Raw genomic sequence first — 17,960 nt, forward strand, 5'->3', positions numbered from 1 at the left:
GCAGCCGGCCCTGCGCCTCGGCCGCCGCGTTGGCCCGGAAATCCGCCAGCAGGTTCCCCGAAGCCACGATGTACTTGCCGTCCCACGGGGTGCCATTCGCATCCGCGGGAACCGCCCCGCCACCCGACACAATCGCCTGCTGCGGATCCATCCCGCCCAGCACCGCCGCCATCACCGGGTCCTTGGCCGCCTCCACCGTCGCCGTCGCCGGCGCGCCCTCCAGCAACCGGGCGACCATCGTGGCCAGCATCTCCACGTGACCGATCTCCTCGGTCGCCGTGTCCATGATCAGGTCCTTGTACTTGCCCTCGACGCGGCAGTTCCAGCCCTGGAACAGGTACTGCATCGTCACCGTCATCTCGCCGTAGGCCCCGCCGATCAGCTCCTGCAGCTTGCGCGCGAAATACGGGTCCGGACGCTCCGGCTTCGCCTCGAACTGCAGGAACTTGGTGTGTCGGAACACGGGTCCTCCCTCGCCGGTGACGATGACGAGGGAGGACTTTCCCGCTCCGGCGGCGTCTAACCGTCAGCCCAGCAGGTCCGGCCGCTCCCAGTCCTTGCCCAGCACGTGCTGCGCGAGGAACGCGAACACCGTGGCGTACCAGAGCTTCGCGTGGTGCGGGGTCAGGATCCAGTGGTTCTCGTCCGGGAAGTAGAGGAACTTGTGCGGTGTCGAGCCGTCCTCGGCGGCCGAGCGGGACACCAGGTCCCACCACAGCCGCAGCCCCTCGCCGATCGGGACGCGGTAGTCCTTGTCGCCGTGGATGACGAGCATCGGCGTGGTGATCTCGTCGGCGAAGCGGTGCGGCGAGTTCGCCTCCGCCATCTCCGGGGTGAGTTCGCGCTGCCAGTAGTAGGTCGCGTCGGTCGTCGGCCCGAACTGGTCCAGCGCCCACAGCGAGGCGTGCGTGACGATCGCCTGGAACCGGTCGGTGTGCCCGGCGACCCAGTTGGCCATGTAGCCGCCGAACGACCCGCCCATCGCCGCCGTGCGGGTCTCGTCGACCCCCGCGTGCTGCTCCGCGGCGTCGGTGAGCGCCATCAGGTCGGTGAACGGCGCCACGCCCCACGCGCCCCAGCCGCGCTTGATGAAGTCGTACCCGTACCCCGTGGAGATCGCCGGGTCGGGCAGCAGGACGGCGTAGCCCTGCGCCACGGCGAGCCACGGGTTCCACCGCCACTGCCAGGCGTTCCACGAGCCGAGCGGCCCGCCGTGGATCCACAGCAGCAGCGGCGCGGGCGAGCCGGGGCCGGCGTCCCGCGGGAGCGCGAGCCACGCCCGCAGCGGCGTGCCGTCCTCGGCCGTGGCGGTGACCTCGTCGAGCCGTCCGGGGATCTCGGCGTCGAGGCCGAGCGCCTCGGCGGGCCCGGGCAGCGGCTCGATGGCGCCGCCGTCGAGGGCGATCCGCACCGGGGCGGGCGGGTGGTCGACGGCCGAACGCAGCGCGTACACCCACTGCCCGTCCGGGGAGATCCGCGGCTCGCTGTAGGCGCCGTCGTCGGCGGTCAGCCGGGTGACGTCGCCGGTTGCGGCGTCGACCTTCCACAGCGGCGCCCGGCCCTGGTCGTCGGCGCCGACGACGAGCGCCGAACCGTCCGGCAGCCACCGCGGCGAGTGCGGCCAGCGGTCCCAGCGCTGGGTCAGCGGCCGGAGTTCGCCGCCGGCGAGCGGGACGAGCGCGAGCCAGTAGTCGCCCGGCTCGTGCGGGGTCGAGCGGCGGTAGACGGCGACCGCGACCTGCGTGCCGTCCGGCGAGATCCGCGGCGATTCGTACTCGTGGTCCGGGTCGTCGGCCAGCACGCGGCGCTCACCGGTGGCGACGTCGATCGCGACGACGGTGGGCCGCTGCGAGCCGCCCGCTTCGGGAACCGTCCAGGTGGTGACGACGGTGCGCCCGTCCGGCGAGACGTCCCAAACGGCCTCGTCGGTCAGCGCACGCCCCGCGTGCCCGGTGAGGTCACGCAGGTCCAGCCGCTCCTCCCCCGCAGGCACCCCGTCGGCGACGACCAGCCGGGTGCGGTCGGGGCCGAGGTCGTGGTCCCAGAAGCGGATGGGGTACTCCTCGTGCAGGATCGCCGACACCCCGGCGTCCTTGCGGGCCTTGCGGATCTCGGCGTCGTGGTCGGCGCTCGTGGCCGAGGGCATCATCGGCGCCCCGGCCAGCACCGTGCCGGCCTCCGCGGCCACCGCGACCCCGCGCACACCGCCGGCCGGCGCCGCGATCACGCGGGCGTCCCCGCCGGACGCGGGCTGCAGCCACAGCGCGCTCTTGGGGCCGTCCTCGCCCTCGGCCGCGGAGTCCGGCCGGGCCGAGACGAACAGCAGGTCGCCGGACGGGGTGAAGGCGGCGCCGGACTCGCCTTCGGCGCTGCGGGTCAGCCGCCGCGCCGGGCGCTCGCCGTCGGGGTCCACTTCCCACAGCGCCGTGGTGTAGCGGTTCTTCTTCAGGTCGGGCGTCGCCACGCCGACCACGAGTCGGCGGCCGTCCGGGGAGAGCACCAGCCCCGACAGCCGCGGGAGGCGGACGTAGGCGTCGAGGTCGGCGAAGGCATCGTCGGTCACTTCGCCTTCATACCACCGATGACCGACGGTTTCGCGGCTTTTCGATCAGCCGCCCAGTGCCCGCGCCAGCAGGGTCCGCCGGTTGCGCACCGAGGTCTTGCCGAAGATCGACTTCAGGTGGTCCTGGACGGTGTGCTCGGACAGGAACATCCGGCGGGCGAGGTCCCGCGTGTCGCTGCCGTGGGCGAGGTGTTCGAGCAGTTCCCGCTCGCGGGTGCTGAGCCCGAACGCCCGGCCGAACAGGCCGACCCGCTCGGCGGGCGCGGACTCCTCGATCGTGACGGCGATGTCGCGGACGATCCGGGCGGCGCGCAGCGTGACCCACCGCCCGTCGGCGAGGTGCACCCGGGCCGCCGGGCGGTGGCCGTCGACGCCGGCCTCGTTCGCGAGGAGCTGGGCGGCGACGTTGTACGCGCCGGCCGGGACCGGCGCCTGCCCGTCGCCGGGCGGGACGAGGACGCGCAGGTACTCGGCGGTGTCCGGGGTGTGGCCGAGGACGTCGAGGTCCGGCGACAGCAGCAGCACGACCGGCCCGGACCGGGCGGGGAGGCCATCGCGCGACAAAGGTCTCCGCCTGCGCCCGGCGCAGCTCGGCGGTGACCGGCTCGAGGATCCGGGTCAGCGATCGGGTCTCGGCGTCGGTGAAGGGCCGGGACCGCCACAGGTCGAGGAACGCCCAGACTCCGAACCGGTCGGCGAACACCACCGACGCGACGTCGGCGACGCCGTGCCGGTTGAGCATCTCGCGCCAGAGCAGGCTGCGGGCGGGGTTGCCGCCGGTCGCGGTGTGCAGGGTCGCGACGGCGCCGGGGCGCAGGGCCGTCCAGCGGTTGACCGGGGTGAGGTACTTGAGCCGGATCAGGCGGGGCAGCTCCGGCAGGCACGGGACGTCGGCGAGCGGGGCGGTGCCGACCGCGGTCTCCGGGTCGGTCAGCGGCCAGGCGTAGGCGTCGAAGCCGACCCTGCGCCGGATCTCGCCGAGCACGCGCAGCCGCACCGCTCTCGCGTCCACGTGGTCGAGTCTAAGACCCCAGGAAGCTGGGATGTGCGCGACGACGCGGAATTCCTACCGTCGCAAGCGTGGCGAAGGAGGAATCATGGCCATCTTGCACATCGAACACTCGATTGTGGATTTCCCGCTGTGGCAGGCGGCGTTCGACCGGTTCGCCGAGGCGCGCAGCCGGGCCGGCGTGCGCGGTCACCACGTGTCCCGCCCCGTCGGCGATCCCCACTACGTGGTGGTCGACCTGGAGTTCGGCTCGGTGCCCGACGCGGAGGCGTTCCTCGCCTTCCTGGAGCGGGAGGTCTGGTCGTCGCGGGAGAACGCGCCGGCGTTGGACGGCGTGCCGCGCACGCTGATCCTGGAACCGGTCCGCCGGATGCGCCCACCTGGCTTGTAGATCGACAACAGCACCGCCGCCAGCAGGCACGCCGGTGACACGATCGGCGGGAACACCAAGTCCGGCGCCGTCCCGGGCAGGCCGGCCAGCAGCGACTCACCGTAGGCCGCGGCTTCGCCGACGCCCGGGCGCAGCGACACCACCGCCAGCGTCACCATGGCGAGGTTGAGCACCAGCTTGATCGCCACCCACCAGTACCGCACCAGCCCGTACCGGCTGCCCAGCCCCAGCATCACGCCGCTGCCAAGGCACACCAGTCCGGCCACCAGCAGCGGCCACACCGCGAACAGCCGCAGCGCCTGGTAGCACACCGCGGCGAGCGCCGGATCGTCCGTCAGCATCGCGGTGAACACCAGCACCGCCAGCACCACGTCGATCCCGATCCACGCGCCGGCCGAGATGATGTGCGTCGCGAGCCACGCCTTCCGTCCTCCAGCTTTGAGTCTCATGCCCTCGACTGTCGCGAAAACGGACGTCCCTGGGCATCCGGCGCAGAGCGCGACCTGCGCCTACGCCGCCACGCGTACGCGCCGCGGCTTCGTGCGCGTCAGGCCGACCCCGGCCAGCACCACCAGCATCCCGGCCACGACCCGCGGCGTCACCGGCTCGCCGAGGACGACGGCCCCGAGCGCGACCGACACGACCGGCAGCAGGTACCCGACGACGGCCGCGCCGGTCGGGCCCTCGTCCTCGATGAGCCGGTAGTTGAGGTAGAAGGTGATCCCGGTGCCGAACACGCCGAGCAGGACGACCGCGAGCACCGCCAGGCCGTCGAACCCCGGCCGGGCGCCCTCCAGGGGCAGCGCGAGCGAGGCCAGGCCGGACGCGACGGCCAGTTGCGCGGCCGAGATCGCGACGGGGCCGCCCGTCCCGGCCAGTTTCCGTGCCATGTAAGCGAACGCGATCGCGTAACTCGCCGCCGCGCCCACCAGCGCCAGCGCTCCCCACCCGAACAGCCCGGCCCGCTGCCACGGCGCGAAGATCAGCGACACCCCGGCGAAGCCGAGCAGCAGCCCGCCGAGCCGCGCCGGGTGGATCCCGCGTTCGGCGCCCAGCACCAGCCCGATGAGCAGTGACCACAGTGGAGTGGTCGCGTTGAGCACCCCGGCGATGCCGGAGTCGACGGTCTGCTCACCGATGCTGAACAACGCGAACGGCACCGCGTTGCAGAAGAACGCGGCGATGACCAGCCGCCCCCACATCGCCCGCCCGCGCGGCATCCGCTGCCCCGCGATCCGGGCCAGGACGAACAGCACGGCGGCGCCGAGCACGCTCCGCAACACCGCGATCTCGATCGGCGTGAACCCGCGCAGCGCGAGCTTGATCCACAGGAACGCCGACCCCCACAGCAGGGCGAGCACGCCCATCCGCACCCACGTCTTGATCACACCACCAGCGTGCGACCGCGGACACGTCAGAACAAGTGAAAGATTGTGAAGGTTCGTTTAGCTCAGCTTACGGCCGAACAGCAGCTTCCACGGCATCAGCGCCGACTCCAGCTGCACCGCGAGGCTCATCTTCGACACGCCGTCGGCGCGCTCCTCGAACCGGATCGGGATCTCGGCGATCCGCATCCCCTGCTTCACGGTGCGGTAGTTCATCTCGACCTGGAACGCGTAGCCGTTGCTGCGGATCGTGGCGATGTCGATGCGCCGCAACGTCTCCGCGCGCCACGCCTTGAACCCGGCGGTCGCGTCCTTGACGTGCAGCCGCAGGATGGCGTTGACGTAGAAGTTCGCCCACGCCGACAGCGCCTTGCGGTGCCACCCCCACTCGCCCGCGAGCGAACCGCCTGCCACGTAACGGGATCCGAGCACCACGGCGGCGTCCGAGGTGGCGAGCTTGTCGATCATGCGCGGCACGGCCTCGACCGGGTGGGACAGGTCGGCGTCCATCTGGATCACGATGTCCGCGCCCTCGTCGAGCGCCCGGCTGATGCCGGCGACGTAGGCGCGGCCGAGACCGTCCTTTTCGGTCCGGTGCAGCACGCCGATGTGGTCCGGGTGCTCGGTCGCCAGCTTGTCGGCCACGTCGCCGGTGCCGTCCGGCGAGTTGTCGTCCACCACGAGCACGTGCAGGCCGGGCAGCCCGAGGCCGGTCAGCTGGCCGACGAGCTTGGGCAGGTTGTCCCGCTCGTTGTAGGTCGGGACGACGACCGTGACCTTCGGGGAGCTCTCTCCCATGATCAAATCCTTCGTGCGCGGGTGGAGGTTCGGCACCGAACGGTATCGCACCCGATTTCGCACCTCTTCCGGGTAACGCGGACGCCGTTTTCCGGGGTCGCGAGCGGGTACGACGAACCAGCGGCGGCCTCGTGCGTCTGTACTGGCGGGAGGTCCGGGGAGGAGGGGAGCATGCGGAGCAGTCGCGGGGCGCTGCTGGCTCTCGTCCTCGCCGTGGTCGTGGTAGGCGGGGTCGTCGCGTGGATCGCGCTCACCGGGCGGCCCGCGCCCAAGCCGGGGTGCACGGTGACCGCCGCGGACGGCTCGTCCTTCGACCTGACGGTCGAGCAGGCCCGCAACGCGGCCACCATCGCCGCCGTCGGCGATCGCCTCGGCATGCCGGACCACGCGGTCACGGTCGCGCTGGCCACCGCGATCCAGGAGTCGCGGCTGCGGAACCTGCCCGGCGGCGACCGGGACTCGGCCGGCCTGTTCCAGCAGCGCCCCAGCCAGGGGTGGGGCGCCTACGAAGAGGTCACCGACCCGGTGTACGCGGCGACGGCGTTCTACGAGCGGCTGCGGGAGCAGCCCGGCTGGGCGGACCTGACGGTGACGCAGGCGGCGCAGCTGGTGCAGCGGTCGGCGTTCCCGGAGGCCTACGCGCAGTGGGAGACCGAGGCGGCGGCGACGGCGGGAGCGCTGACCGGGGCCAAGCCGGGCGCGCTGACCTGCGCGAACCTCTCCCCGGGCGCGCCCGAAGCGGACATCGTGGCGGTCGCCAGGGCCGAGCTGGGCACCGCGGTGCTGAGCGGGCCGCACCCGGCGGCCGAGGGCTGGGCGTTCGCGACCTGGCTGGTCGCCAACGCCACCCGCTTCGGCCTGGACGGCGTCACGTTCGACGGCGTGACCTGGACGGCGGACTCGGGCGCGTGGACGGCGACCGGTCCCCGCGACGGCGTGCTCAGCCTGCACCGCGCCGCCGCCGGGTGAAACTACGATCGTCGCGTGGCCGACGACCTGCTCCCCCGCGCCGCGGCGCTGGGCCGGGACTTCCGCGCCGGGCTGGACGAGCGCCCGGTGTTCCCCCGCGACCTGGACCCGGACGCGGTCCGCGCCGCGCTCGGCGAGCTGCCGGACGGGCCCGCCGACCCCGCGGCCGTGCTCGACCAGCTGTGTGAGGCCGTCGAGCCCGCCCTGGTCGCGAGCGCCGGCCCGCGGTACTTCGGGTTCGTCACCGGTGGTTCGCTGGAGGCCGCGGCGGCGGCCGACGTGCTGACCACGGCGTGGGACCAGAACGGCTTCAACGCGCTCACCTCACCCGCCGCCGCGCTCGTCGAGGAGGTCGCGGGCGGGTGGCTGAAGGACCTGCTCGGCCTGCCGCCCACGGCGTCGTTCGGGTTCGTGACGGGTGCGCAGGGCGGCAACACGGTGGGCCTGGCCGCCGCGCGGCACGCCGTGCTGGAACGCCACGGCTGGGACGTCGAGCGGCAGGGCTTGCACGGCGCGCCGCGGGTGCGGATCGTCGCGGGCAGCGGACGGCACGCGACGATCGACCGGGCCCTGCGCCTGCTCGGCTTCGGCACCGACGCGCTCGCCGAGGTGCCGACCGCCCCGTCCGGCTCGATCGACGTCGCCGCGCTGGCCGGCGCACTGTCCACATCGGATGCGCCGACGATCGTGTGCCTGCAGGCAGGCGAGGTCAACACCGGTGCGTTCGACGACTTCCCCACCGCGATCGCGGCCGCCCACGCGCGCGGGGCGTGGGTGCACGTCGACGGCGCGTTCGGGTTGTGGGCGGCGGCGAGCCCGCGGTTGCGGCACCTCACCGAAGGCGTGGCGGAGGCCGATTCCTGGGCGACCGACGGCCACAAGTGGCTCAACGTGCCCTACGACAGCGGCTACGCGTTCTGCGCGCACCCCGCCGCGCACGCGGCCGCGACCTCCTACACCGCCGCCTACCTCGTCGGCGACCGGCCGGAGGCGCTGCGCTCCCCCGGCGACTTCGTGCCGGACTCCTCGCGCCGCGCCCGGGGCTTCACCACGTGGGCGGCGCTGCGGCAGCTGGGCCGCGCGGGCGTCGCGGAACTCGTCGAGCGGTCCTGCGCCCTCGCGCGCCGGTTCGCCGCGCGGCTGTCCGAGGCCGGGGCCGAGGTGGTCAACGACGTCGTCCTCAACCAGGTCCTCGTCGGCTTCGGCGACAACACGCCGCAGGTGCTGGAGGCGGTGCAGCGGTCCGGCGAGTGCTGGATGGGCGGCACGGTCTGGCAGGGCAGGCGGCTGATGCGCGTCTCAGTGTCGAACTGGCGCACCACGGAGGCCGACGTCGACCGCAGCGTGGCCGCGATCCTCGCCGCCTGGCGGGAGGTTCAGGGACGCTGAGCGAGCACGCCGAACATCGTCACGGACAGGTGGAAGTCCCCGCGCGCGGCGCCGTCGGCGAGCTCGGCGAGCAGCCGGTCGCCCTGCTCGCGGGTGACCACGCCGTTGCCCACGGCGTGCTGGACCATCATCGGCAGCAGCGTGTCGCGGACCGATTCGTGGTCGGAGATCAGGGCCTGTGAGCCGCGGTCGGCGATCGTCAGCCCGGCCGCGCTGAGCCAGCCCGCGAGCTTGCGACCCGCGGCGGGTTCGGCGGTCTGCGTGAGCATCCCGGCCAGCACGGCCCGGACGGTGTCCGGGTCGCCGGGGTGGATGATGCCGGTGGCCCAGTCGGTGTCGATCAGCGCGACGCGCCCGCCGGGACGCAGGACCCGCACGATCTCGGCGACCGCGCCGGCCGGGTCGGTCAGGTGCTGGAAGACGCGCTCGCACAGCACGGCGTCGAAGGTCGCGTCGGCGAAGGGCAACGCGGAGACGTCGCCGGGCACGAACCGCGCGGCCGATCCGGCGGCCCGGTCCCTGGCGAGCGCGAGCATGGCTTCGTTGGGATCGAGCCCGACGGCCTCGCCCTCCGGCCCCGCCGCGGCCGCGAGCACCTGCACCTCGGAGCCGGTGCCGCAGCCGATTTCCAGCGCGCGCTCGCCCGGCCGGACGGCCAGGGCATCGTGCGCCCACGCCCGCAACCGCCGCACGCCCGGCGTCGCGGCCTGCAGGTCGAGGATCTCGGCCTGCCGCGCGACCACGGCCGGGTCGATCCGGTCGGCTCGGAAGGAGATGTCGGTGTCCGCCACGAGCGCGGATGCTAGTCCGGTGTGGCGACCGCCACGACCAGATTCCGCAATTCGTAGCTGTCGATCTCGGCTTTGATGGTGACCCGCGGCGGGCTCACCATCCGCAGGCCGGGCAGGGCGAACAGGCGGCTGAGGAAGACGTCGGTCTCCAGGATCGCGACGTGCGCGCCGGGGCACTTGTGCGCGCCGTCGCCGAAGGACAGGCCCGGCGCCTCGCACGGCTCGAGGTTGGCTGCGTCGATCCGCACCTCGACGAGCTCACCAGCCGGGATGGTGTCTTCGTCGAGCCGGAGTGGCGCGGTGGTGCGCCGTTTGAGCCCGCCGATGACGGGTTCGGTGCGCAGGATCTCGTGCAGGAGGGCGATCCGCTCGTCCTCGTCCGCTTCGCGGTAGCGGGCGCGCAGGGCGTCGTCGGTGAACAGGTGCCAGGCCGCGACGGACACGAACTCGCGGGTGGTGACCATGCCCGCGGCGGCGAAGGTGAGGCACTCGCCGAGGATTTCGCCCGCCGAGCAGCCCTCGTCGAGCAGGTGCGAGATGAGGTCGTCGCGGCGGTGGCGGCGCCGGGCGCGCACGGCCGGGCGGCACGTCGGCGACGTAGATGGCGAGCCAGTTGCGCATCTGGCGGAAGAACCAGCGGATCCCGGTCAGGCTGGTGAAGCCGGGCCGCCCGAACTCCTCGGGGAAGAACCGGTCCAGCCGCCGCTGGATGCCCGGCCTGCTCTCGGTGAGGCCGACGACCTCGGACGCGACGCCGATCGCGAGGCCGAAGGCCAGGTCCGGCAGTTCGGCGCGCCCGGTACGGGTCAAACGGCCCAGTTGCTCGTCGGCGATGCGGGCCATCAGGTCGCGGTAGTGCTCGCTGACGCGGCGGGGCGTGAAGAAGCGGGCGGTTTGGCGGCGGTGTTCGCGGTGTTCCGGGCCGTCGCGGTAGAGCACGGGGCGGCGGAACCGCGCCGGCAGTCTGTCGACCGTCTCGATGCCGAGGCCGGCCTGCACGGTGCCACCGCTGCGCAGCACCGCGCGGGCGTGCTCATAGCCCGTCACCCGCCAGGTCCCGTCCGGGCCGCGCCGCACCGGGCAGCCGTCCCCGGCCGGGCCGCGGTCGATCTTCCGCCCGCCCACGGGATCAAGACAACACGACCGGCCGGGCGGCCGACAGGGCCGCCCGGCGCAGTCAGTGGTGGTACTGGTGGACGACCGCGTGCCCCTTGCCGCGCCCGATCATCCACTTGTTCACCGGCCAGGTCAGCACGAACGCCACGGCCAGCGAGAACGCCAGCGCGCCCCAGAACAGCCAGCTGCCCGCGCCGGCGTCCATCGCGCCCGGCACGCTGACCATGATGAGGTTGTCCACGATCTCCATCACGGTGATCGAGATCGTGTCGGCGGCCAGCGCGACCTTCAGCGCGGCCCGGAAGGGCACGCCCGCCTTCAGCACCCCGCGCATGGTGAGCGCGTACCCGAAGACGAACGCGAGCGCGACGGCGAGGGCCACGGTGGCGACGCCGTGCAACCCGAGCGCGGTGCCGATGACCATGCCGAGCACCTCGCCGATGGCGCAGCCGGTGAGGCAGTGCAGGGTGGCCTGCGCCGCGGCGGCCCAGGTGGCGGGCGGCCGGTGCGCGGCGTGTTCCGCGTGCCCCGCGTGCTGGTGCGTCGAGTGGTCCATCTCGTTTCCTCCGTTCAATACCCCTAGGGGGTATTACCGGAGTGAAGATAACCCTCTTGTCCGGATTGCGCAACACTGGGCGGGTGGAACCGATGAAGATCGCCGAGCTGGACGGCCGCCGGATCACCGACCTGGCCTCGTTCCACCGGCAGGCGTCCGAGTTGCTCGACTTCGGCCCGTACTACGGACACAACTTCGACGCCCTCTGGGACCGCCTCAGCCGGGACGTCGAGCGACCCGTGCGGGTCCGCTGGCTACACGCGGCCACGAGTCGCGCCACGCTCGGCGAGACGAACTTCGCCAAGATCGTCGAGATTTTCGAGAGCGCCGCACGGGAAGACCGTGAACACAACGCGCTGCACAGGCTGGAGTTCGAGCTGGTCGACCCCTGACCGCGCGATCACCTCCGCGCGGCGCGCACCGACTGGGCGATCACCGCGAGCACGGCCAGCCCGCCCACGGCGAACCCGTAGACGATCGCGGTCGGCCGCAACCCGGCCGAAGTCGCCGCGAAGCCCGCGATCACCGCCGGGATGCTGAACGCGAGGTAGGACACGACGTAGACCACCGCGAACAGCTCGCCCCGTTCGGCGGGCGCGGCCAGGCGCGCGAGCGTGCCGAAACTGGCCAGCGCCGAGGCCCCGAACCCGATCCCGGACACGACGGTCCCGGCGACGGCGAGCGCGACCAGGTCCGCCAGCACACCCGCCAGGGTGATGCCCATGCCGGTCGCCAGCAACGCGGCGCCGGCCTGCAGCACCACGCCCACCGGGGCCGCGCGCAGCACCAGCGAGGTCAGCGCCCCCGTCCCGCACAGCAGGGTCACGACGAGCCCGCCGACGAGGTGGTTGGACAGCCCGAACAGCCCGGCCGCCACCGACGGCCCGAGCGACAGGTACAGGCCGCCGAGTGCCCAGCTGGAGATCAGGATCGGCACCAGCGCGAACAGGTCCGGCCGCAGCCGCGCCGGGACACCGAGCCGCGGGGTGAGCGAGGCCAGCGCGCCGGGGCGACGGGCGGAGGTCTCGGGCAGGCCGGCGGTCAGCAACAGCGCGACGACCATGCCGGCGAGCAGGAGCGCGTAGACGAGGTGCGTCGGGGCGGGCGCGAACTGGACGAGCGCGCCGCAACCCAGAGCGCCGAGGGCGAGCCCGCTCGTCGGGGCGACGCTGCTGATCACACCGGCGCGACCGGGCGCGTGCGACGGGTTCAGGTCGACCAGCGTCGCGCCGAGCACGGACATGGCCGCACCGGTGGCGACGCCCTGCACGACGCGCGCCGCGAACAGCGCGGAGACGTCCCCGGCGACCAGGAACAACACGAGCGAGACGGCTTCCCCGACGATCGCCGCGGCCAGCACCGGCCGCCGCCCGACGTGGTCCGACAGTGCGCCGACGACCAGCAGCGACGCGATCAACCCCAGGACGTACACCGCGAAGACCACGGTGAGCGTCATCGACGAGAAGCCCCATTCCTGCTGGTAGACGACGTAGAGCGGGGACGGGACGCTGGAGGCGGCCATGAACAGCACGAAGATCACCGCGACCGCCGTGAACGCCACCGGGTGCGGCAACCGGGCTCTCGGACGGACCGCGACGGCGACGGCGGGGGAACTCGACATCAGCACTCCTCGGAAAAGCAAAGATCGATGCGTTAGGACGACCATAGCGCAAACGCAACGATCGATGCGATAATTTCTCCATGTCCGCCACCACCAGCACAACCCGTCCCGGCGGCCGGTCCGCGCGGGTGCGTGCCGCCGTGCACCGCGCCGTCGTGGAGTTCCTGGCCGAGCACCCCGCGGAGGCGCTGACGCTGCCGTTGATCGCGACGCGCGCGGGCGTTCACCCGACCACCCTGTACCGGCGGTGGGGGTCGGTCGCGGAGTTGATGGCGGACGTGGCGAGCAGCCGGTTCAGCGGCGACATCGTCGTGCCGGACACCGGTTCGCTGCGCGAGGACCTGCGGCGGTGGGCGTCCGACGTGGCGACCGACCTGGCCGACCCGGACGTGCTGGCGATCATGCGGGCCGCGATCGGTTCCGGCCCCGACGGCGGCTGCGCGTGCACCGCGGACCGGCACGCTCAGCTCACGGCGATCCTCGATCGCGAACGTTCCCGCGGCGGGACCGCGCCGGAGACCGCGCACGCCGCGGACGTCCTGCTCGGGCCGCTGTACTACCGGGCGATCTTCGCAGGTCAGCCCGCGGATCCCAGCTGGACCACCGAGCTGGTCGACACGCTGCTCAAGTAATCCGGTTGCGCCCTGTTACTCGGGCGAGTAACTTTTTACTCATGCAGGTAATCAATGAGGTGCAGCCGGACCTGGGCCTGAGCCCGGCCGAGGAGGCGCGCCGTTCGCAGATCATCGCGGCGACCCTGGCGACGATCTCGGAACTGGGGTACCGCCGGACGTCGTTCGCCCGCATCAAGGAGCGCGCGGGCCTGAGCAGCACGCGGTTGATCGGCTACCACTTCGGCACGAAGGCCGGGCTGATGCAGGCGGTGGTGACGACGGCGCTGAGCATCCGGGACAGGTACCTGGAGGAGCGGGCCGGCGACACGACCGACCGGGCCGCGATGCTGCGCGCGCTGATCGAAACGGAGGTCACGTTCGTCCGCGACCACCCCGAATGCGTCCGGGTGCTGCGCGAGGTGGCCGCGAACGCGGACGACCCGGACGGCTGGGCGGTGGCGGGCCCACTGCTGAGCGGTTTCCGGACGGGCCGCATCGAGCGGCTGCTGTCCCAGGGGCAGCGGGAAGGCGCCTTCGGTGAGTTCTCGCCGGAGGTCGCGGCCCGCACGATCGCGCAGAGCATCGACGGCGCGATCCAGGCCTATGCCGAAAACCCGGCCCTGGACCTGGAGTCCTACGGGCGGCAACTGGCGGACTTCTTCGAACAGGCCGTAGCGGCGAAGAACTGAGGCGTTCCCGTTCGCGGGCTCTCCGGGGCCCGCGAACGGACCTCGACGCGTCACCCCCAGCCGGCTCGCGCGTCTGCGGCACCTCACGCAACTCCACCCGTCAGCAAGGCGGGCATGACGCACCGCTGCGGCAGCCCCCCTCCGAAAGGGCCTATCGCGTCAGTGTCACGCCTCCGCGCCCCCACCCTGCGATACCCACCGCCGATCCTCCTCGCGTCCACCCCTCAGAGCGACCACGACCGCGCAACCCCTTCCCCAGCACCCCCGTCGCGTCAGGGCCGCAACCCGGACAACGCTATCTCCACCACCCGATCCGACCTCGCACCCCTCAAAGCGACCGCCACCACCGCAAGGCGTTCCCCGCAAACCCCTTCCCCGCAACCCCCGTCACCTCAGGGCCGCAACCCGGACAACGCCGTCTCCACCACCTGGTCCGCGAACTCCACCGTGAGCGGCCCGCGCTGCATCCAGCGCACCGTCACCGGCCCCCAGATCACGTCCACCGCCACGTCCAGGTCCACATCGGACAGCTGCCCGGCTTCCACCGCCTTGCGCAGCCGTTCCTTCTTCAGCTCCCGCACCGGCTCGTCGAGCCGCTCCGAGTACATCCGCGCCAGCTCCGGATCGTGCATGATCTCCGAGCTGAGCGCGCGCATCGTGAGGTCGAAGCGCTCGTCGGTCAGCTCCTGGACCGTCGCGCGCAGCACCGTCTTCAGGTCCGCCTCCAGGTCGCCGGTGTCCGGCAGCCCGCTACCGTCCCCTTCGGACAGCATCAGGAACGCGTCCAGCAGCACCGCCCCCTTCGATGGCCACCAGCGGTAGATCGTCTGCTTCCCGACACCCGCCCGGGCGGCGATCCCTTCGATGCTCAGCTTCGCGTACCCGACTTCACCCACCAATTCGAACGCGGCAGCCAGGATCGCCTGCCGCGAGCTCTCGTTGCGACGACTCGCATCTGGCACGTTCCGAGACTACCACAGCTCAAGACGAGACGGTCCGTCTTGACAAGCGAGAAAGCGAGACGCTACGGTTCGTCTCACAACGAAAGGAGCCCCAGATGACCACCACCTCCCCTTCCCGCGTCTGGTTCATCACCGGTGCGAGCCGCGGCCTCGGTCGCGCCTTCACCGAAGCCGCCCTCGATCGCGGTGACCGGGTGGTCGCGGCCTCCCGCACGATCACCGCCGAGGCGACCGACCGGCTGCTGCCCATCCAGCTCGACGTCACCCGGCGCGATGACGTGTTCCGGGCCGTCGAGCAGGCCATCGACTACTTCGGCCGGCTCGATGTCGTGGTCAACAACGCGGGCACGCTGACCATGGGCATGGTCGAGGAGTTCACCGAGGACCAGGCCAGAGCCGCGCTGGAGACGAACTTCTTCGGCGCGCTCTGGGTGAGCCAGGCCGTGCTGCCGGTGATGCGGCGCCGGCAGTCCGGCCGCATCCTGCAGATTTCGAGCATCGCCGCGCTGGGCGGGTTCCCGATGACTGGTCTCTACAGCGCGAGCAAGTTCGCGCTGGAGGGCATGAGCGAAGCGCTGGCGCGGGAGGCGGCCACGTTCGGCGTCAAGGTCAGCATCGTGCAGCCCGGCGGCTACTGGACCGACCTCTACACCGCACCCGCGATGGCGTCGCCGGTCGACGAGTACGCACCGCTGCGGCAGGAACTGGAGCGGCAGTGGTCCGAGGGATCGGTCGACAGCGATCCTGCGCTGGCCGCCGAGGCGCTGCTGAAACTCGTGGACAGCGAGGATCCGCCGCTGCGCCTGCTGCTCGGCAGCATGGTCTACGACCTAGCTCAGGACCTCACGCGGCAGCGCCTGGACGGCTGGGCGGCTTGGGAGGAGGTGAGCCGCGCGGCCGAGAAGGCGATCCCGATGCCGGTCACACCAGGAACGTGAACAGGGGGCTGTCCGGCGGGACGCGCTCGATGCGGTGCGGACCCGCCGCCATCCGCTTCATCATCGGTTCGAGGTTGTCCGGCGAGCCCAGTTCGATCCCGACCAGAGCCGGGCCGGTCTCGCGGTTGTTGCGCTTGACGTACTCGAAGAGCGTGATGTCGTCGTCCGGGCCGAGCACGTCGTCGAGGAACCGACGGAGCGCGCCGGGCTCCTGCGGGAACTCGACGAGGAAGTAGTGCTTGCGCCCCTCGAAGATCAGGGCTCGCTCGACGATCTCGGCGTACCGGCTGACGTCGTTGTTGCCCCCGGACACGATGCACAGCACGGTCGAGCCCGGTTCCAGGTCGAGATCGAGCCCGAGCGCGGCCGGGGACAATGCGCCGGCGGGCTCGGCGATGATGCCGTCGGACTGGTAGAGGTCGAGCATCTCGACGCATATCTTGCCCTCGGGCACGGCGATCATGGCGGGCCGGCGTTCGGCGGCGAGGGCGTAGGTGTGCTGCCCGACGAGGCGGACAGCGGCGCCGTCGACGAACGGGTCGATGGTCTCCATCGCGATGGGGGCGCCGTGTTCGAGCGCGAGAGCCATGCTGGCCGCGCCCTGCGGCTCAGCGCCGATCACCCGCACCTCGGGGTGGGTCTCGCGAAGCCAGGCGAGGGTCCCGGCGAGCAGGCCGCCGCCACCGACCGGCACGATCACGACGTCGGGCGCGCGGCCCAGCTGCTCGATGGCCTCCTTGACGACGGTGCCCTGCCCGGCGATCGTGCGCGGGTCGTCGAACGCGGGGATCATCGTCGTGCCCGTGCTCGCCGCGTACGCCTGCGCGGCGGCGGCCGCGTCGTCGTAGGTGTCGCCGTGCACCACGATCTGGACGTGCTCGCCGCCGAGCCGGGCGACGCGGTCCCGCTTCTGGCGGGGCGTGGTGCGCGGCAGGTAGACGCGGGCGAGGACACCGAGGGCGGCTGAGGCGAACGCCACACCCTGGCCGTGGTTGCCTGCGCTCGCGCACACCACGCCGCGGGCGCGCTCCTCCGGTGAGAGCTGGCTCACCAGGTTGTAGGCGCCCCGGCCCTTGTAGGAGCGGACGGCGGACAGGTCCTCGCGCTTGAGCCAGACGTCCACGCCGTGCTGCAGCGAAAGCCGTTCGTTGCGGTGCAGTGGCGTCGGCTGGATGACCCCGGCGAACCGGGCGGCCGCCATCGCCACGTCGGCCGCCCGCACGGGGTCGGGCCCGTTACCCACGACTTGGTTCCTCCTGTCGGCGTAGACGTCATTCGTACCAAAGCCGTGGCGGGCGCCCGCACCCGGAGCGGCCGGTGCCAGATAATGCGTGCCGTGGGTGCGGAGCGGGGACAACTGGTGGAGGAGTACGGACCGGCGTGGTCGCCGGGCCCGTTCGAGCGGGGCACCGACGGGCCGCACGTCGTCCTCGCCGGCGTCGACGGCTCCCCCACCGCGTCCCGGGCGGGCGCCTACGCGGCCGGGCTGGCGCGACGGCAGCGGTCGCGGCTGGTGCTGGTGTACGTGCTGGCGCCGACGGCGTGGACCGGCATGGCGAGCGGCTACCTCGCGGCGGCCCAGGAGCAGGCCTACGAAGCGACGATCGACGAGATGCGCGGACCGATCCGCAACCTCGCCGACGAAGCCGGCCTGCCCATCACGTTCATCGTCCGCCGCGGCGACGCCTTCACGGAACTCCGCCGCGCGGCGGTGGAGCTGCACGCCGACCTCGTCGTGGTGGGCGCGTCGGAAAGCCGGGGCCACCGGATCGTCGGCTCGGTGGCGAACCGCCTCGTGCGGTCCGGTCTCTGGCCGGTGACCGTGGTGCCCTGACACTGCCCCCGACGCCCGATACGCCGTCACCGACACCTTCCGGCCGGAATCGGCGACGCCCACCACCAGCACCTGGTCAAGGCCATCCCGGTGCGAGATCCTCGTGTGCAAGCCGCCCCCACCCGATCGCGGCGCTCCGCCCGCCGAGAACCTCGCCATCCCGCGCGAGCAGCCCTGCCGCGCGAGCAGCCCTCCCGCGCGAGCAGCCGCCCACCGCGGCCGGCCCACCGACCACCGCGCAGCCCAGCCCACCGGTCACCGCGCAGCCCAGCCGACCGTCGGCCGCGGAGGCACACCCATCCCGGCGGCGCGAGCCCATCCCGCCCCGGCGGCCA

General features: G+C 72.6%; 19 protein-coding genes. 7 read left to right on the top strand and 12 right to left on the bottom strand.

What is annotated here, in order from left to right; all coding sequences use genetic code 11:
- The 6 genes from L2C96_RS39405 to L2C96_RS39430 form a co-directional block, all read right to left on the bottom strand.
- The coding region (locus L2C96_RS39405) for a manganese catalase family protein (RefSeq protein ID WP_237339731.1) at positions 1-463 on the bottom strand (463 nt) is incomplete at its 3' end.
- 63 nt (positions 464-526) lie between these two features.
- Positions 527-2,563: a S9 family peptidase gene (locus L2C96_RS39410; RefSeq protein WP_237339732.1), complete on the bottom strand. Its 2,037-nt coding sequence runs from the start codon at positions 2,561-2,563 to the stop codon at positions 527-529.
- Positions 2,564-2,608: 45 nt separating this feature from the next.
- Positions 2,609-3,127, bottom strand: coding sequence for a helix-turn-helix domain-containing protein (locus L2C96_RS39415; protein ID WP_237339733.1), 519 nt, complete (start codon positions 3,125-3,127; stop codon positions 2,609-2,611).
- Positions 3,128-3,794: 667 nt separating this feature from the next.
- Complete coding sequence (locus L2C96_RS39420) at positions 3,795-4,412, bottom strand: hypothetical protein (protein WP_020422931.1); 618 nt, start codon at positions 4,410-4,412, stop codon at positions 3,795-3,797.
- Between the two features lie 60 nt (positions 4,413-4,472).
- The gene (locus L2C96_RS39425) at positions 4,473-5,330 is read right to left on the bottom strand and encodes a DMT family transporter (protein WP_237339755.1); all 858 of its coding nucleotides are present in this window, start codon (positions 5,328-5,330) and stop codon (positions 4,473-4,475) included.
- 78 nt (positions 5,331-5,408) lie between these two features.
- Positions 5,409-6,146 (bottom strand): polyprenol monophosphomannose synthase, encoded by a 738-nt coding sequence (locus tag L2C96_RS39430; protein WP_020422933.1) that lies wholly within the window; start codon positions 6,144-6,146, stop codon positions 5,409-5,411.
- 171 nt (positions 6,147-6,317) lie between these two features.
- Here L2C96_RS39430 and L2C96_RS39435 point away from each other — a divergent pair, with 171 nt between their 5' ends.
- Together L2C96_RS39435 and L2C96_RS39440 are read left to right on the top strand one after the other, a co-directional pair.
- Entirely contained in the window at positions 6,318-7,115 is a 798-nt protein-coding gene (locus L2C96_RS39435; RefSeq protein WP_237339734.1) for a hypothetical protein, read from the top strand.
- Positions 7,116-7,130: 15 nt separating this feature from the next.
- Positions 7,131-8,504, top strand: a complete 1,374-nt coding sequence (locus L2C96_RS39440) for a pyridoxal phosphate-dependent decarboxylase family protein (protein ID WP_237339735.1) — start codon at positions 7,131-7,133, stop codon at positions 8,502-8,504.
- Here the strand turns inward: L2C96_RS39440 and L2C96_RS39445 are convergent.
- The 3 genes from L2C96_RS39445 to L2C96_RS39455 form a co-directional block, all read right to left on the bottom strand.
- On the bottom strand, positions 8,492-9,295 hold the full coding sequence (locus L2C96_RS39445; RefSeq protein ID WP_237339736.1) for a methyltransferase domain-containing protein: 804 nt from the start codon (positions 9,293-9,295) through the stop codon (positions 8,492-8,494). The genes L2C96_RS39440 and L2C96_RS39445 overlap by 13 nt on opposite strands.
- An 11-nt stretch (positions 9,296-9,306) precedes the next feature.
- Complete coding sequence (locus L2C96_RS39450; protein WP_237339737.1) at positions 9,307-9,870, bottom strand: cytochrome P450; 564 nt, start codon at positions 9,868-9,870, stop codon at positions 9,307-9,309.
- 602 nt (positions 9,871-10,472) lie between these two features.
- A complete protein-coding gene (locus L2C96_RS39455; protein WP_020422938.1) occupies positions 10,473-10,967 on the bottom strand; it encodes a DUF4396 domain-containing protein in 495 nt (164 codons plus the stop codon).
- 92 nt (positions 10,968-11,059) lie between these two features.
- Between L2C96_RS39455 and L2C96_RS39460 the strand changes: the two genes are divergently transcribed.
- A complete protein-coding gene (locus L2C96_RS39460) occupies positions 11,060-11,359 on the top strand; it encodes a barstar family protein (protein ID WP_237339756.1) in 300 nt (99 codons plus the stop codon).
- 8 nt (positions 11,360-11,367) lie between these two features.
- Here the strand turns inward: L2C96_RS39460 and L2C96_RS39465 are convergent, their stop codons facing one another.
- Entirely contained in the window at positions 11,368-12,588 is a 1,221-nt protein-coding gene (locus L2C96_RS39465) for an MFS transporter (RefSeq protein ID WP_237339738.1), read from the bottom strand.
- 80 nt (positions 12,589-12,668) lie between these two features.
- On the opposite strand from L2C96_RS39465, the gene L2C96_RS39470 reads away from it, so the two are divergent.
- Both L2C96_RS39470 and L2C96_RS39475 read left to right on the top strand, forming a co-directional pair.
- Positions 12,669-13,220: a TetR/AcrR family transcriptional regulator gene (locus L2C96_RS39470; protein WP_020422940.1), complete on the top strand. Its 552-nt coding sequence runs from the start codon at positions 12,669-12,671 to the stop codon at positions 13,218-13,220.
- A 41-nt stretch (positions 13,221-13,261) separates the two neighbouring features.
- Positions 13,262-13,891, top strand: coding sequence for a TetR/AcrR family transcriptional regulator (locus tag L2C96_RS39475; RefSeq protein WP_237339739.1), 630 nt, complete (start codon positions 13,262-13,264; stop codon positions 13,889-13,891).
- 392 nt (positions 13,892-14,283) lie between these two features.
- Here L2C96_RS39475 and L2C96_RS39480 read toward each other — a convergent pair whose 3' ends face one another.
- The gene (locus tag L2C96_RS39480) at positions 14,284-14,808 is read right to left on the bottom strand and encodes a TetR/AcrR family transcriptional regulator (protein ID WP_084506224.1); all 525 of its coding nucleotides are present in this window, start codon (positions 14,806-14,808) and stop codon (positions 14,284-14,286) included.
- Between the two features lie 140 nt (positions 14,809-14,948).
- Between L2C96_RS39480 and L2C96_RS39485 the strand changes: the two genes are divergently transcribed.
- Positions 14,949-15,791 (top strand): SDR family NAD(P)-dependent oxidoreductase, encoded by an 843-nt coding sequence (locus L2C96_RS39485; protein WP_237339740.1) that lies wholly within the window; start codon positions 14,949-14,951, stop codon positions 15,789-15,791.
- Here L2C96_RS39485 and ilvA read toward each other — a convergent pair.
- Positions 15,775-16,992 (bottom strand): threonine ammonia-lyase IlvA, encoded by a 1,218-nt coding sequence (ilvA, locus tag L2C96_RS39490; RefSeq protein WP_235716313.1) that lies wholly within the window; start codon positions 16,990-16,992, stop codon positions 15,775-15,777. The genes L2C96_RS39485 and ilvA overlap by 17 nt on opposite strands.
- 159 nt (positions 16,993-17,151) lie before the next feature.
- Between ilvA and L2C96_RS39495 the strand changes: the two genes are divergently transcribed.
- Positions 17,152-17,625, top strand: a complete 474-nt coding sequence (locus L2C96_RS39495; protein WP_020422945.1) for a universal stress protein — start codon at positions 17,152-17,154, stop codon at positions 17,623-17,625.
- Positions 17,626-17,960: the final 335 nt, after the last annotated feature.

It is taken from the genome of Amycolatopsis tucumanensis, assembly GCF_021654135.1.
Taxonomy (GTDB): domain Bacteria; phylum Actinomycetota; class Actinomycetes; order Mycobacteriales; family Pseudonocardiaceae; genus Amycolatopsis_E; species Amycolatopsis_E tucumanensis.

Bases quoted from the DNA above. Each gene is read 5' to 3' on its own strand.
- L2C96_RS39420 (WP_020422931.1), bottom strand. From the start codon at position 4,412: ATGAGACTCAAAGCTGGAGGACGGAAGGCGTGGCTCGCGACGCACATC.
- L2C96_RS39425 (WP_237339755.1), bottom strand. From the start codon at position 5,330: ATGGGCGTGCTCGCCCTGCTGTGGGGGTCGGCGTTCCTGTGGATCAAG.
- L2C96_RS39430 (WP_020422933.1), bottom strand. From the start codon at position 6,146: ATGGGAGAGAGCTCCCCGAAGGTCACGGTCGTCGTCCCGACCTACAAC.
- L2C96_RS39435 (WP_237339734.1), top strand. From the start codon at position 6,318: ATGCGGAGCAGTCGCGGGGCGCTGCTGGCTCTCGTCCTCGCCGTGGTC.
- L2C96_RS39455 (WP_020422938.1), bottom strand. From the start codon at position 10,967: ATGGACCACTCGACGCACCAGCACGCGGGGCACGCGGAACACGCCGCG.
- L2C96_RS39460 (WP_237339756.1), top strand. From the start codon at position 11,060: ATGAAGATCGCCGAGCTGGACGGCCGCCGGATCACCGACCTGGCCTCG.
- L2C96_RS39465 (WP_237339738.1), bottom strand. From the start codon at position 12,588: ATGTCGAGTTCCCCCGCCGTCGCCGTCGCGGTCCGTCCGAGAGCCCGG.
- L2C96_RS39470 (WP_020422940.1), top strand. From the start codon at position 12,669: ATGTCCGCCACCACCAGCACAACCCGTCCCGGCGGCCGGTCCGCGCGG.
- L2C96_RS39475 (WP_237339739.1), top strand. From the start codon at position 13,262: ATGCAGGTAATCAATGAGGTGCAGCCGGACCTGGGCCTGAGCCCGGCC.
- L2C96_RS39485 (WP_237339740.1), top strand. From the start codon at position 14,949: ATGACCACCACCTCCCCTTCCCGCGTCTGGTTCATCACCGGTGCGAGC.
- ilvA (WP_235716313.1), bottom strand. From the start codon at position 16,992: ATGGCGGCCGCCCGGTTCGCCGGGGTCATCCAGCCGACGCCACTGCAC.